Annotated in this window: 11 protein-coding genes; 8 read left to right on the forward strand and 3 right to left on the reverse strand. The window is 71.3% G+C overall.

Annotated features, from left to right (window positions below):
* Nucleotides 1-205: 205 nt before the first annotated feature.
* Together MXD61_RS12535 and MXD61_RS12540 are read left to right on the forward strand one after the other, a co-directional pair.
* Complete coding sequence (locus MXD61_RS12535; RefSeq protein WP_248813101.1) at nucleotides 206-790, forward strand: lytic polysaccharide monooxygenase auxiliary activity family 9 protein; 585 nt, start codon at nucleotides 206-208, stop codon at nucleotides 788-790.
* A 204-nt stretch (nucleotides 791-994) separates the two neighbouring features.
* Nucleotides 995-2602 carry an FAD-dependent oxidoreductase gene (locus MXD61_RS12540; RefSeq protein WP_248813103.1) on the forward strand — a complete coding sequence of 536 codons (1608 nt, stop codon included), beginning with the start codon at nucleotides 995-997 and terminating at the stop codon, nucleotides 2600-2602.
* Nucleotides 2603-2736: 134 nt separating this feature from the next.
* Here the strand turns inward: MXD61_RS12540 and MXD61_RS12545 are convergent, their stop codons facing one another.
* Together MXD61_RS12545 and MXD61_RS12550 are read right to left on the reverse strand one after the other, a co-directional pair.
* Nucleotides 2737-4419, reverse strand: a complete 1683-nt coding sequence (locus MXD61_RS12545; RefSeq protein ID WP_248813105.1) for an MDR family MFS transporter — start codon at nucleotides 4417-4419, stop codon at nucleotides 2737-2739.
* Complete coding sequence (locus MXD61_RS12550; RefSeq protein ID WP_248813106.1) at nucleotides 4416-4868, reverse strand: MarR family transcriptional regulator; 453 nt, start codon at nucleotides 4866-4868, stop codon at nucleotides 4416-4418. The genes MXD61_RS12545 and MXD61_RS12550 overlap by 4 nt, the downstream gene beginning before the upstream one ends.
* Before the next feature lie 118 nt (nucleotides 4869-4986).
* On the opposite strand from MXD61_RS12550, the gene MXD61_RS12555 reads away from it, so the two are divergent.
* Complete coding sequence (locus tag MXD61_RS12555; protein ID WP_248813107.1) at nucleotides 4987-5532, forward strand: nuclear transport factor 2 family protein; 546 nt, start codon at nucleotides 4987-4989, stop codon at nucleotides 5530-5532.
* A gap of 34 nt (nucleotides 5533-5566) precedes the next feature.
* Nucleotides 5567-6457, forward strand: coding sequence for a MerR family transcriptional regulator (locus tag MXD61_RS12560; RefSeq protein WP_248813108.1), 891 nt, complete (start codon nucleotides 5567-5569; stop codon nucleotides 6455-6457).
* A gap of 22 nt (nucleotides 6458-6479) precedes the next feature.
* On the opposite strand, the gene MXD61_RS12565 is transcribed toward MXD61_RS12560, so the two are convergent.
* A complete protein-coding gene (locus tag MXD61_RS12565) occupies nucleotides 6480-7190 on the reverse strand; it encodes an SDR family oxidoreductase (protein ID WP_248813109.1) in 711 nt (236 codons plus the stop codon).
* A 179-nt stretch (nucleotides 7191-7369) separates the two neighbouring features.
* Here MXD61_RS12565 and MXD61_RS12570 point away from each other — a divergent pair, with 179 nt between their 5' ends.
* From MXD61_RS12570 to MXD61_RS12585, 4 genes are all read left to right on the forward strand, one after another.
* Nucleotides 7370-8227 carry a short-chain dehydrogenase/reductase gene (locus MXD61_RS12570; RefSeq protein WP_248813110.1) on the forward strand — a complete coding sequence of 286 codons (858 nt, stop codon included), beginning with the start codon at nucleotides 7370-7372 and terminating at the stop codon, nucleotides 8225-8227.
* Between the two features lie 456 nt (nucleotides 8228-8683).
* On the forward strand, nucleotides 8684-10240 hold the full coding sequence (locus MXD61_RS12575) for a tyrosinase family protein (RefSeq protein WP_248813111.1): 1557 nt from the start codon (nucleotides 8684-8686) through the stop codon (nucleotides 10238-10240).
* Nucleotides 10241-10343: 103 nt separating this feature from the next.
* Nucleotides 10344-10514: a hypothetical protein gene (locus tag MXD61_RS12580; RefSeq protein WP_248813112.1), complete on the forward strand. Its 171-nt coding sequence runs from the start codon at nucleotides 10344-10346 to the stop codon at nucleotides 10512-10514.
* 46 nt (nucleotides 10515-10560) lie between these two features.
* The gene (locus tag MXD61_RS12585) at nucleotides 10561-13719 is read left to right on the forward strand and encodes an SWIM zinc finger family protein (RefSeq protein WP_248813114.1); all 3159 of its coding nucleotides are present in this window, start codon (nucleotides 10561-10563) and stop codon (nucleotides 13717-13719) included.
* Nucleotides 13720-13848 lie beyond the last annotated feature (129 nt).

Consider the following 13848-nt stretch of genomic DNA (forward strand, 5'->3'; position numbering starts at 1 on the left):
TCTGACTGTGGTGCGGTGGACTCCACTGGCCGAGATACTCCTGACTGACTGAAAGATGCCGCTCGGTGCCGTTTTCGGATTTTGGTGGGAGACGCCCGAGGTGTCATCGGGTGCGTCGAGAGATTTTTTAAAAGTCGTTACGGAAGGTGACGGCTTCCCGCTCTATGGGAATGCAAAACGCGAGGTGTGGAACTACCTTTTCGCTATGACCCAGAGCAGAGTACAACCGCGACATGGTCTGATCTCGGAGCCGGCTTCCCGCGCCAACATATATCTCCCCGAATGGCAGTCAGCGGGCCTCGAGTCCGGGAAGTTCTTCCCGCAGACGCAGGGCGGGCTGGCCGATCCGTACGCGTCGGACGACGTCTACAACGACGTCCCGCCCGTCGACGGGAAGATTGCGAGCGCCGGCCTGGACTACGCCGCCGAGCTGGACCGACCGGGCTCGGAATGGCAGAAGCATCCCGTCTCCTCCGGCCAGAATCTTCCCATCACCTGGAGCTTCCACGCGCCGCACAAGACACGGCGGTGGAACTACTTCATCACCCGGGAGGGCTGGGACCCGACCGCCCCGCTGAGCCGAGCCCAGTTCGAGCCGCGGCCGTTCCACCAGGTCCAGCTCAACGGACAGCCCTACTGGGCGGCCGACGACCTTCTGCCGGAGAACCCGACCCGACACGAGCTCACCCTGCCACGGCGGCAGGGATATCACGTCCTGCTCAGCGTCTGGGAGGTCGCGGACACCGCCAAGGGCTTCTATCAGGTTATTGATCTCGAATTCACCGGGTAACGAATTTCCTGGATGACACCGGTGCCTCGTCCGCCGGCCAGCTCCGGCCGGTCGGCGGGCGAGGCGGGCCCCGCACGACCCGGGGGCCTTACCCGACAACCACCAGCCACAGGCGACCACCACCAGCCAGCGGCGGTCGCCTGGCGGCGATGACCGGACAGGACGGGTGGTAACCATGCGCGACCCAGGCCGAGGACGGCCCTCATGACAGCACGAAACGCCGCCGACGCACTGCGCGAGGCGATGATCGGCCGGGGCGGCCCGGAGGCGACTGGCTGGACGGGCTCGTTCGAGCCGCCCCCGGCGCCCCGCGCGGGCGCCACCGTCGCTGTCCTCGGCGCCGGGGTCGGCGGGCTCACCGCGGCCTACGAACTCGGCCGGCTGGGCTACCGCGTCACCGTGCTGGAGGCATCGGAGCGCGCGGGTGGCCGTAACCGCACCGCCCGAAACGGCGATGTGCTCCACGAGCTCGACCCGACCGGGTCGCCGGTCACCACCCACCGGTGTTCCTTCGACGACGGGCTCTACCTGAACCTGGGCCCCGGTCGCATTCCCCACCATCATCGCCGGGCGCTCGACTACTGTCGGGCCTTCGGTGTCGAGCTCGAGCCGTACATCATGGAGACGACGGCGAACGTCATGCACCTGGCGGACGGCCAGGTCGTCCGGTGGCGCAACCGGCAGGTCGCCAACGACACCCGTGGGCATCTCGCGGCCATGCTCGCCCGGACCCTTGTGCGACGGGACGCCGCCACCGGGGAGCTGCTGGACCTGTTGCGGGTGTTCGGTTCCCTGGCCGACGACCACAGCTACGACGGCTCCACCCGCTCCGGATACGCCGAGGATCCCGACGTGCACGACTTTCCCCGCCCGGCGCCGCCGATCCCGCTGGCGGACCTGGTGGAGTCGGGTTTCTGGCGGCACCGGTTCTACCAGCCGGTGGACTACCTGTGGCAGGCGACGATGTTCCAGCCGGTCGGCGGCATGGACCGCATCGTGACCGCCTTCGAGCGCAGGATCCGGGAACAGTTCGGCGACATCATCGAACTGGGCTCCGAGGTGACCGCCATCCGACTGCTCGACACGGGGGGCGTCGCCGTCGAATACCGGCATGACGGTGATCCGCGGACGCTGACCGCCGACTACTGCGTCAGCAACATCCCGCTGCCGGTGCTACGGCGTGTCTCGACGAACTTCTCCGCCGAGTTCGACGCGGCGATCAACGCGGTCGAGTTCGCGGACACCTGCAAGGTCGGCTGGCAGGCGGACGAACGTTTCTGGGAGAACGACACAGACCAGATCTACGGTGGGATCAGCTGGACGAACCATCCGATCACCCAGGTCTGGTATCCGAGCAACGACTACTTCTCGCCGACGGGCACCGTCACCGGCGCCTACAACTTCGGCGACGTGGCCGCGAAGTTCGGCGACCTGGCCCCGTCCGAACGGCTGGTGCAGGCGCGGGCCGGGGCGACGGAGCTGCACCCGCGGTTCGCCGACGAGGGCGTCGTTCCCACCGCGAAGGGCATCACGGTCGCCTGGCAGAAGGTGCCGTACCAGCTCGGTGGCTGGGCCGACTGGGACCCCGCGAACCCCGATCACATGCGGGCCTACAAACAGCTCCTGCAACCCGAGGGCGACGGACGTTTCTACGTCCTCGGCGACCAGAGCTCCCCGCTGCCCGGCTGGCAGGAAGGCGCCATGATGTCGGCCCACTATGTGATCGGGCAGATCCAGGGCGTCCTTCCGCTCACCGTGCCCGAGACCGTCCGTGTGCCCGACTCGGTCGCCCTCACCCAGGGCTCCCGCTGACCTCTCGACCGACCAGCCGACCAGCCGACCGCCCGGCCGGGCGAGCAGAGAGCCCGGCCGGGCGATACCTCAGGGCCCGTCCGAGGTCAGGCCCGTCCGAGGTCAGGCCCGTCCGAGGTCAGGCCCGTCCGAGGTCAGACGTGGGCCTCGGTGGCGACGTCGGCCACGGTTTCGGTGCGGGGAGCGGCCGCGGCGGCCTCCGCACGGGCTGCCTCCAGACCGGAGACCCGCCGCAGCGGAACCTCGCGCAGGACGAAGCTGAGCACGAAGGCGATCGTGACAATGGCAGCACCGACCAGGAAGACCACGCTCATCGCGTCGGAGAAGCCGACCATGAACGGGTGAGCGATGGTCCTGTCGATGGATGTCAGAAACGCGGTGTCGTCCAGTGAACCGCTGCCGGTGATCTGGTGCAGCTGGTCGGGATGCGCCGCGGTCGCGGCGACGAAGTCCGGGCTGCCCGCCGCGCTCTGATAGGCCGTGCTGATCTTACCGGGCGCGCCACCGAACAGAATCGACAGGAACACCGCGGTCCCCAGGGTGCCGCCCATCTGGCGGAAGAACGTACCCGATGAGGTGGCGACGCCGATGTCCTGTGGTGCCACCGCGTTCTGCATCGCGATCTGGATGGTCTGCATGTTCAGCCCGAGCCCGACCCCGAACAGCAGCATGAACAGGTCGGTCTTCCACAGCGGGGTGTCCGCGCCGAGCAGGGAGAGCAGGGCCAGTGCGGCTACCAGCAGCGCGCTGCCAACGATAGGGAAGATCCGGTAGCGGCCGGTCCGCGACGTCCAGCGACCGGCGAGCAGGGACGCGCTCATCATGCCGAGCATGAGCGGCAGCATCAGCAGACCCGCGCGGGTCGGCGAGGCACCCTTGACGATCTGCAGGTAGAGCGGGATCGCGGCGAGGCCGCCGAACATCCCGATGCCGAGCACCAGGCTGATCCCGGAGCCCACGGAGAAGGTGTTGTTCCGGAACAGCCGCAGCGGAATGAGCGCATCATCTCCCATTCGCCGTTCGGCGAACAGGAATCCCACGACGCCGAACAGGCCGAGCACGAAGCAGCCGATCGACCAGGGAGAGGTCCAGCCCCATTCCCGGCCACGTTCGGCCACCAGCAGCACCGGCACGACGGCGACAATGATCGTGACCGTTCCCCAGGTGTCGATCCGCACCTGGGCGCGCCGCGGGGAGGCCCGCAGCACCCGGTTCACCACGATCAACGCGATGATGCCGATCGGAACGTTCAACACGAAGATCCAGCGCCAGCCGGTGACGCCCAGAATCGCGTCCTGGCCGGAGAGGAACCCGCCGACGACCGGCCCCAGCACACTGGACGTGGCGAACGTCGCCATGAAGTACCCCATGTACCGGGGGCGGTCCTGCGGCGACAGGATGTCCGCGGTGATCGCCATGGCCAGCGAGAACAGACCGCCGGCACCAAGACCCTGCACGGCCCGGAACCCGGCGAGCATGTACATGTCGGTCGCCAGCCCGCACAGCACCGAGCCCACGAGAAAGATCGAGATGGCCGTCATGAACAGCTGTTTGCGACCGTAGAGGTCGGAGAGCTTCCCGTACAACGGCGTCGTGATCGTCGAGGTGATCAGGAAGGCGGTGGTGACCCAGGCCTGTGCCGACAGGCCATGCAGGTCGTCCCCGATGCGCCGGATCGCCGTGCTCACGACGGTCTGGTCGAGTGCGGCGAGGAACATCCCCAGCAGCAACGCCGTGATGATCGCCATGATCTGCCGATGTGTCAGTGGACCGGACGGAGCCGCTGTCGCCGTCGCGCTCTTCGGTTGAGTGTTCATCCGCCGCCTCTGAGTCTGGTCTCGAACGCGTTGTCCAGTCGATGGAGCAGGGTGGCCAGGGCCGTCACATCCTCGGTGGTCCAGCTGGCAAGAATGTCGCCGTAACGCTCGTTGCGGATCTGTCGATGGATCTGGTGGGCCTGTTCGCCGGCCTCGGTGACCGCCAGCACCACGGCCCGCCCGTCGTCAGGGTCGGCCCGCCGCTCGACGAAGCCATCCCGCACCAGGGCGGCCACCTGCCGGCTCACCGTGGACGAGTCGGACTGCACGAGTGCCGCGAGCGCCCCCAGTCGCATCGGCCCGGCGGCGGCCAGATAGCTGATCAGAATCTGGGCGGCCCACTCGACGTCCTGACCGGCCTTGCTGAGGATCTGGCTGCGGGCGTGGCCCAGCATCCGCTGGAGCCGAGCGACCTCCTCCGCGACCCGAGCGATCTGCTCGACCCGCACCTCAGAAGATGTTTGCAGCATACAAGTAACAATACCGCGGACGGACGTTCCATACCCGCCCGCGCCATGATCCTCGTCACAGCCGGTGGCGCGACCGCTACCCCAGGAAGCCCAAATCATGACGAACCCCGCCCGCGGCGCCCATTCCGACCGTCCGCCCAGCCCCAGCACCGATCCCACCGCCACGCTGACAACCCTCCTGCACAGCTTTGACGATCTTGACTGGCCGCGGGCGCGGGCCACCCTCGCCGACACCGTGGTCGTCGACTACACCTCGGTGTTCGGCGGCCAGGTCGAGACCCTCGACGCCGATCGTCTGGTCCGACGCTGGCAGGGCGTGCTCCCCGGCTTCGACGCGACCCAGCACCTCACCGGCCCGGTACTGGCGTCCGCCGAGCCGGGCGGGGGCGCCGTGCGACTGGAGGCGCAGGCCCGCGCGTACCACCTGCTGCGAAGCGACTCCGCCGACCCCACCTGGCTGATCGCCGGCCGATACCAGCTCACCGTCATCCCGGCAGCGGACGGCCGCTGGCTGATCACCGAGCTGACCCTGCGTCGCCTCTACGAGCAGGGAGACCGCGGCCTGCTCACGCTCGCACGGTCCCGCGCCGTCACACGCCGGGAGGGTGACCCGCGAGGGGCCGGTGGCCGGCGAGAAGGTTGACTCTCCAGTCGGTGGAGACCCGAGGATCGGCTTTATGATGATCGGCCAGCTGGCGGCGAGCACCGGGCTGTCGGTGCGCACCCTGCGGTTCTACGCCGACGCCGGGGTGCTGCCCGCCAAGGGGCGCTCGCCGGCCGGCTACCGGCTGTACGGGCCGGATGCCGTGGCCCGGGCACGCCTGGTCCGTACCCTGCGTGAGCTCGGGGTCGGCCTGGACGACATCAGGCGGGTGCTCGGCGCCGAGGCGTCCCTACAGGACATCGCGGCGCGGCACGCGCAAGCCCTGGACGCCCAGATCCGCCTGCTGCGGTTGCAGCGCGCGGTGCTGCGCGCCTTCGTCGGATCCACCGACCCCGAGGAGCTGGAACGGATGACCGACCTGACCACGCTGACAGCCGAGCAGCGTCGCCGGATCGTCGACGACTATCTGGACGCCGTCTTCGGCGACGACCCCGACACGGTGGCCGACCGGCTGAGCATGGGCGCACCCGATCTGCCCGACGACCCGACCCCGGAGCAGATCGCGGCCTGGGTGGAGGTCGCCGAACTGCTGCGCGACCCCGACTTCATCGCCTCCAGCCGCCGGATGGCCCAGCGGGCCCGCGCCGAGGGGCCGCAGCCGGACGTGGCGCGGTTCGAGGTCGGCAAGGCGGTCGGCACACTCGCCGGCCCAGCCGCCCGGGCCGGCGCCGACCCCGCCAGCGCGCAGGCCCGAGCCATCGTCGAACGGCTGGAGGCACTGGGCCCCACCCCGGCGGAGGACCGCAACCGGGTCGCCGACCGCATCGAGGCCTTCACCGACCGCCGCATCGGTCGCTACTGGACTCTCGTCGCCGTCATCAACGGCTGGGAGCCGAGTCAGGCTCCCGACGACATCATCGACGTGTGGGAGTGGTACGCCCGCGCCCTGCGCGCCCACGCCTGACATCAGCCGCCCGGTGCGGAGATCACCAGGGCAACGGGCGGCCGTCGCGGAAGAAGCCGCCGGTCGGGCCGTCATCGGGTAGCAGCGCCGCCCATACGACGCTGGCCGCGCCGGCCGCGACGGGCCGTCCACCGCCGCCGCCCATGTCGGTGGCGGTCCAGCCGGGGCAGATGGCGTTCACCAGGAAACGGTCCTCGCGCAGCTCACCGGCGAGCAACCGGGTGAGCGCGTTCAGCGCCGCCTTCGACACCGAATAGGCCGGCGTTCCGCCGGTGAGCTGACTGATCGAGCCGCCTTCGCTGCTGACGTTGACGATCCGCGGATGCGGGCTGCGGCGCAGCAGCGGAAGCAGCGCCTGGGTGAGCCGCCAGGCACCGAACAGGTTTGTCTCCAGCGCGGTGTGCACACCGTCAAGGTCGACGGTGATGGCCCGTGCACTCGGGTCATAGGAGATAGCGGCGTTGTTGACCAGAATGTCAAGCCGTCCGTACCGCTCGGTCAGCTGGGCCGCGGCCGCCGCGATGCTCGCCGGATCGGCGATGTCGAGTGGGCAGGCGCTCACCCGCGAGCCACCCGGATCGATCTCGGTCGCCGCGCGCCGCCCCGCCGCCGGATCGCGTGCTCCCGCCAGCACATCGCAGCCGCGCTCGACGAGTTGACGCACCACCTCCAGCCCGATCCCCCGGTTGGCCCCGGTCACCAGGGCCAGCGGACGGCCGTGATCAACTGGCACGCCGCACCTCGGGGGGCGCCGTCGGGACGCGCTCGCGCGCCTGGTAACGGGCCATGCCCACACTCCTCACCTGACAGGATCAGAGATTCGGTCAAGGTCTGGCGGCTCGAACTCTCATGGACGGTGGCCGAGACGCCCGCCCGCCATCCGCCGCCCGTCCACGCATCGCGAGGAGAACCGTGGTCTACGACGTGGCCACCAAAGTCGTGCTGATCACCGGCGCCGCGAGCGGAATCGGCGCGGCGCTGGCCCGTCGGCTGCACGGCCGCGGCGCACGAGTCGCCCTGTTCGACGTCGATGTGCCGGCCGGTGAACGGCTCGCCGCCGATCTCGGCTCCTCCCGCGCGCTGTTCCTGCCGGTGGATGTCCGGGATCGTGCCGCCATCGCCGACGCGGTCGCCACCGTCGTGGCGCGTTTCGGTCAGTTGGACGTGGTGGTCGCGAACGCGGGTGTCGGGCCACCGGTCGCCACGGTGCGCACCACTGACCCCGCCGAGTTCGACCGCGTGGTCGCCGTGAACCTGACCGGAACGTTCAACACCGTCCGGGCCACGCTGGAACAGGTGATCGTCCGGCGCGGACATGTCGTCGTCGTTTCCTCCGTCGCCGCCTTCACACCCGGTGTGGGTGGAGCCGCCTACATGATGACGAAAGCCGCGGTGGAACAGCTCGGCCGAACCCTGCGCGCGGAGCTGGCCCCGCACGGGGTCACCGCCGGCCTCGCCTGTTTCGGTGTCGTGGACACCCCGCTGACCCGTCGTACCCTCGACGACGACCCGCTGGGCCATCGTCTCCACCAGATGCTCCCTCGGCCGATGCGCTCTCGCCTCACCGCCGGGCAGGCCGCTGACCTGCTCGTCGACGCCATCACCCGGCGCGCACCCCTCAGCATCGCCCCCGCCAGGTGGCGGCCCTACGCCCTGCTGCGCGGCATCGCCAACCTCGTCATAGACCACCGGACCGCGCATGACCGGCGCCTGCACACCCTTGTGCACGACATCGAAGAACGTGCTCGGTCCTCCGGCGACGCGTGCTGACCGGCGGACCCACGACCACGACACGTCATCGTGGCCCTCCCGGACGGCGAATCGGGTCAGTTCGACGCGATTGCGCGGGCGTGGCCTCCGAGAATGCTGTGGACCCGAGAATGCTGTGGACCCGAGAATGCTGTGGACCCGAGAATGCTGTGGACGTGGTTCTGCACCGTCCGACCCTTGGCCACCAGCCGGAGCACCTCGATCCCGCGCGCGGTCAACGGCGGTGTCGACGGCGCGGCGGAAGTCGACGAGTTCCACCGCCCCCACACGGAGTCGCACCAACCATCCGGAACCGGATTCTGGCTGGTAAGCAAATTTTACCCGGCCGGCGTGGCGAGTATTGCCGAGTTTCCACCGATCCGATAATGATGTAGCCGGACACGCATCGGTATGTCGGCGAAAAGCAAGTCGCGTGACCACACGTCGTCGAACGCCAGGGTCGATCAAGGGGGAGCCATGGCAAACATCCGGTCCAACGTGTGGGAGCTCGGCAGTACCTGGGCCGATCCGATCCTCTGGTACGCCCGTGGTGTCGCCGCGTTGCGGGCGCGCCCCATCACCAATCCCACCAGCTGGCGGTTCTACGCCGGCATCCACGGCTTCAACTCACAGCTGTGGCAGCAGCTCGGCTATCTCAGCCCGACCGAGCAGTTGCCGAGCAGCGCGCTGCGCGGGCGGTTCTGGGCTCAGTGCCAGCACGCCAGCTGGTACTTTCTGCCGTGGCACCGGGGATATCTGTACGCTTTCGAGGACAACATCCGGGCCGCGGTGGTCAGCCTCGGCGGCCCGGCCAACTGGGCGTTGCCGTACTGGAACTACTTCAAGCCGGGCGAGAACGCGATCCCACCCGCGTTCGCACAGACCACCTGGCCGGACGGAGGCGCCAACCCGCTGTTCGTGCAGGCCCGGTACGGCCCCACCGGCAACGGTCAGGTATCCGTGCCCCTGAGCCGGGTGGACCTGAATGCCATGAACGAACCGGTCTTCACCGGCGTGACCAGCGGCGGCAGCCCCGGGTTCGGCGGTGTGGACACCGGATTCTCCCACTCCGGGTCGATTTACGGCCGGCTTGAGAACCAGCCCCACAACATGGTGCACACCCTGGTGGGCGGGCGCAGCGGAAACCAACCGGGGGCCATGGCGGTACCCGACAGCGCCGGGCTCGACCCGATCTTCTGGCTGCACCACGCGAACATCGACCGGCTCTGGGAATCGTGGAACCGGTCGTCGCCGACCCATCTCAACCCCACCAGCTCCCGCTGGCTCAGTGGCCCTGCCGCCAACGGCCGGCGGCCCTTCGCGATGCCGTGGCACGACGGCACCACGTGGACCTTCACCCCCGCCCAGCTGGTCAGCATCCAGAGGCTCGGCTACCAGTACTCGGATCTGGCGCCGGCACTCATCGCCTCACCTCCCGCCGAACCGGCGCAGCGGCTGGTCCGACTCGGGATCTCCGCCCCCGTTCCCGTGAAAGGAACGCAGCCCGTGCCCGAGGAGACCCGTGTCGAACTGGTCGGCGCCACCACCGATGCGGTGCTGGTCCGGGGCGGCGACGTACGCAGCCACGTGCACCTCGACTCCGGTATGCGGCGCAAGGTCACCGCGAGCCTCTCCGGTGAACCCCCGACCCCGGACGATCACCCGTCCCCCAGGACGCCGGCGACCCCGGACCGCGTGTTCCTGAACCTTGAGAACGTGCGCGGACGATCGGACACATCCGCGTTCGACGTCTACGTCGGCGTGCCGGACGACCAGGACCCGGCGACCCATCCCGACCGGCTCGCCGGCAGCGTCTCACCGTTCGGTCTGCGCAAGGCCAGCACGCCCGACGGCGACCACGCCGGCCAGGGCCTCACCTTCGTCCTCGAGATCACCGACATCGTCGACCAGCTGCATCTCGACCGTTCGTTCGACGTCGACAGCCTGCCGGTGCGCATAGTGCCGATCAGCCCGATCGCCGACGATGCCAACCTGAGCATCGGCCGGATCAGTGTCTTCCGCGACGGCCTCTGATCCGGCCCCGGCCGTCGCGGCGGCCGGGGCCGGACGTTCGGCGATCCGCGCTGGCCGGGCCCGTTCTCCCGAGGCCCACAACCGTCGTCGTTGCCGAACACCGATGTTGGTCGTCACGCTCTGGATCTGGGCCGAGTTCTTCGAGGCTCCCGCCGTCCCGGCCTGGCGGCCACGGCCACCGGTCACGGCGGTACGGATCGCCGCCGCCAGTGCACGTCCGCTGTGGCGATCCACCGCGGACGGAACGCGGCCCGCCGCCGTGACCAGGGCCTGAACCGTCGACGGTCAAAAGTGTCGGAGGTGGTTGCCAGGATCGCCCCATGTCCGTCGCACCCGGTTCGTCCCTGGCCCGCGAAGCCGTGCTGGCGCTCGCCCCCGACCCGGCCTCGGCCCGGGCCGGGGAACGCCTCGGTGTGGCCGCCAGATGGTCGGAGCTTGGTCGCGAGGGCGGTGCGCTGTGGGGTGCCTGCCGGGGCAGCGGGTCGAAGCCCTATCAGGTTGTGGCGCTGACCGGCGCCGCCTTCGCCTCCACCTGTACCTGTCCAAGCCGTAAGTTCCCGTGCAAGCACGCGCTGGGCCTGCTGTTTCTCGCCGGTGCGGTTCCCGGCGCCGTCGCCGCTGGCGGTGCCCCACCCGACTGGGCGGCCGGGTGGCTCGAGCGGCGGGCCGCCCGGGCCGCCCCGGTCGCCGGTGTGGCCGCTGGTGTGCGCCCGGCGGGCAGGGCGGCGTCGTCGGCCCGTACCCTGGCCCGCCGGGAGGCCCGGGTCGACGGCGGCGTGGCGGAGCTCGACCGTTGGCTGCTCGATCTGGCCGACGGCGGGCTCGGCGCCGCCCAGGCCCAACGTCCGGCCTGGTGGGAGGCCACCGCGGCGCGGATGGTGGATGCCCAGGCGCCCGGGCTCGCCGAGGCCGTCCGGGAGATGGGCCTGATCGCCGCCCGTGGCGGGCCCGACTGGCCTGGTCGGCTCACCGATCGGCTCGCCCGGCTGCACCTGCTCTGCCAGGGCTGGTCACGGCGGGCCGAGCTGCCACCGGCGCTTGTCGAGGTGGTGCGGGACCGAGTCGGTTTCACCCGCTCGAGTGCGGATGTACTCGCCGGCGAGCGGCGGCACTTCTCGGTGGATGTCCTGGGTGATCGGCTCTTCGTCGCCGGCAAGCTGCAGGGGCGCCGGCAGTGGCTGCGGGTGCCGGGGGCGCCCGGGCTCGCCCAGCTGGTCAGCTACGGCGCCGGGAAACAGACCCCGCCGCCGGGGCTGCCCGCGCTCAGCCGGGTCCAGGCGGTGGTCGCCGCCTACCCCGGGCGCCGGCCGACCCGGCTCGCCCTCGCCGATGCCGCCGCCCCGGAGCCGCTGACCACGCTGGTGTCCGGCGAGGGCACGGTGCCCGCCGACGAGGCGGTCTCGAGCTGGGTGGGGTTGCTCGCCGCCTACGCCGCCACGTTGCAGGTGGATCCCTGGGCCGATCCGGTCGCGTTCGTCGTCCGCGAGATCACCGTCCTCCCGCCCCATGGTGCGGCCCCGTGGTTGTTGCGTGACCGTGACGGGCAGGCACTGCCGCTGGCCGGCGACATCGCCGCCAGCTGGGGTTGGTGGCTGCTCGCCATGGGTGGCGGTCACCGGCTTGACCTGGCCGTCGAATGGGACGGCTTCGCGCTCACCCCGCTGTCCGCCGTCCGGTCCCCGGTCCAGGCCCCGGCGGCCCCGGCGGCCCCGGCGGCCCCGGCGGTCGACGAACCCCTGGCGGTGCGGGCCGCACCCGGCTGGTCGCGGCTGATCGACGCGGCGGTGGTCGGCACGGGCCGCGCCGCCGTCCCTGATGTTCCTGAGCTGGCGCGGGCACTGGGCCGTGACGACGGTGCGCCGGTCGCCGCGGAGCTGCTGCTGCGCACCGCCGCGCTCGCGGCCGGTGCGCGCCGAGCGGGGCAGCTCCCCACCTGGGCCGCGGGGCTTCCCGCCCCCGCCCAGGCGCCGTCCGACCAGGCCCGGATCCTGGCCCCGGAGCATGCCCGCCTGCTCGAGGAGGTGCTCGCCGGTTCGCAGCCCGAAGCGCTGCGGGCCTGGCTGACGGCGATGGCCGAAACCGGCTGGCACGCGCCGGCCGAGCTGCTCTGCGATCTGCTGTCGCGGGGCCAGCGCGAGTCGGACCTCCGGATGACGATCAGTAGGGTGCTCGGTGCGCGTGGCCGGTGGCTCGCAGACCTGCACCCGGACGGTGCGTGGGCGCTCGCCGTGGAGGCAGCCCACGAAGCGTCGTCGTCGGCGGCGAGTGGCCAGGCCAGCTGGGCGACGGCGAAGGCGGCCACCCGCCGAACCCTGCTGCGGCAGCTGCGCCAGCACGATCCGGCCGCCGCGGCGGCGCTGCTGCGCGGCCCCGCGGGCGGCCCGGCGTTCGCGCCGTTCGACCAGGCCACCGCGGCGCAGCGGGTCGCCTACTGCGAGATCCTGCGGACCGGCCTCGGCCCCTGGGACGTCGACCTGCTCGACCACGCGCTCGGCGACCGGCGCGCCGACGTCGCCCAGGCCGCCGTGCGCACCGCGCTCGCCCTGCCCGGCGCCGGCATCGAGACCCGGGCTGCGAGGCGAACCGACGGGCTGCTCACCGTTACCCGCCATGGGCTGCCCGGGCGGCGCCGCCACCGGCTGGAGTTCGCCACCCCCACCGAGCTCACCGACGAGATGCGCCGCGACCAGATCAGCGATCCCCGCCAGCGCGAGCCCGGCATCGGCGCCACCGACTACCGCGCGATGCTGCTGTACGGCGAGCTTGCCCGGGTCGACCCGGCTCGATGGGCCGAGCGTAGCGGGCTGACCCCGGCGGATTTCCTCGCCGCCGAGGTCGCCATCGCCGGTGTGCGGCACGCTCCGGCCGCCCGGATGCGCGACTGGCTGCGCACCGCTGTGATCCGCCACGCCCAACCGGAGTGGGTCCTGGCGCTCATCCCCTACTCCGAACCGGGCGAGCTGGCTCGCCTGGTCAACTGCCTGGCCGAGCCCGCCCGCGCCGAGGCCCTCGGCCTCGCCCTGCACCGATGCCAGCGTCTCGGCGCCGAAAACCCCGGCGCCGAGAACGCCGCCGGGCGACACCCACCGGCGGCGTCCCGGCCAACGCTTCGGCGGCGATCGCCAGCGGAGCTCGCGGCGGTCCTGCTCACCGGCATCACCGGCCCCTGGTCGGCGGCGCTGTCCCGGACGGCGCTGGCCACCATCACCACGCTGATCACCGGCGACTCCCCCGACCACTGGGCGGTGCCGCCCGTTCGTCAACTACTGACGACCGCCGCCTGGCGACTCGCCCCGGACGCCGGCTTCGACGCCCTCGCCCCGGACACGATCGCCCCGGTGTTCGCCGGCGACCACGCCCAGCTACGCGCGGCCCTCGACGCCCGGCGGCAGCTGCACGCCGCCCTGGCCACCCCGCCATCTCCCGACCACACCGGGTCGCCCCGCCCGGCCCGCCTCGTCCAGGAAGGCCCACGTTGACCCCGCCCGTCACACACCCCCCCCCCACCCCCCCCCCCCCGCCCACCCACCCCCCCCCCCCCCCCCCCCCCCCCCCCCCGCCCCCCCCCCCCCCCCCCCCCCCCCCCCGCCGGCGCCCCCCCCCCGCCC

Origin of the sequence: Frankia sp. AgPm24, from assembly GCF_023243055.1 — a bacterium.
GTDB classification, from domain to species: domain Bacteria; phylum Actinomycetota; class Actinomycetes; order Frankiales; family Frankiaceae; genus Frankia; species Frankia umida.

Coding starts and splice junctions, on each gene's coding strand:
- MXD61_RS12585 (WP_248813114.1), top strand. CDS start 10,561: ATGTCCGTCGCACCCGGTTCGTCCCTGGCCCGCGAAGCCGTGCTGGCG.
- MXD61_RS12560 (WP_248813108.1), top strand. CDS start 5,567: ATGATGATCGGCCAGCTGGCGGCGAGCACCGGGCTGTCGGTGCGCACC.
- MXD61_RS12555 (WP_248813107.1), top strand. CDS start 4,987: ATGACGAACCCCGCCCGCGGCGCCCATTCCGACCGTCCGCCCAGCCCC.
- MXD61_RS12575 (WP_248813111.1), top strand. CDS start 8,684: ATGGCAAACATCCGGTCCAACGTGTGGGAGCTCGGCAGTACCTGGGCC.
- MXD61_RS12540 (WP_248813103.1), top strand. CDS start 995: ATGACAGCACGAAACGCCGCCGACGCACTGCGCGAGGCGATGATCGGC.
- MXD61_RS12535 (WP_248813101.1), top strand. CDS start 206: ATGACCCAGAGCAGAGTACAACCGCGACATGGTCTGATCTCGGAGCCG.
- MXD61_RS12545 (WP_248813105.1), bottom strand. CDS start 4,419: ATGAACACTCAACCGAAGAGCGCGACGGCGACAGCGGCTCCGTCCGGT.
- MXD61_RS12580 (WP_248813112.1), top strand. CDS start 10,344: ATGTTGGTCGTCACGCTCTGGATCTGGGCCGAGTTCTTCGAGGCTCCC.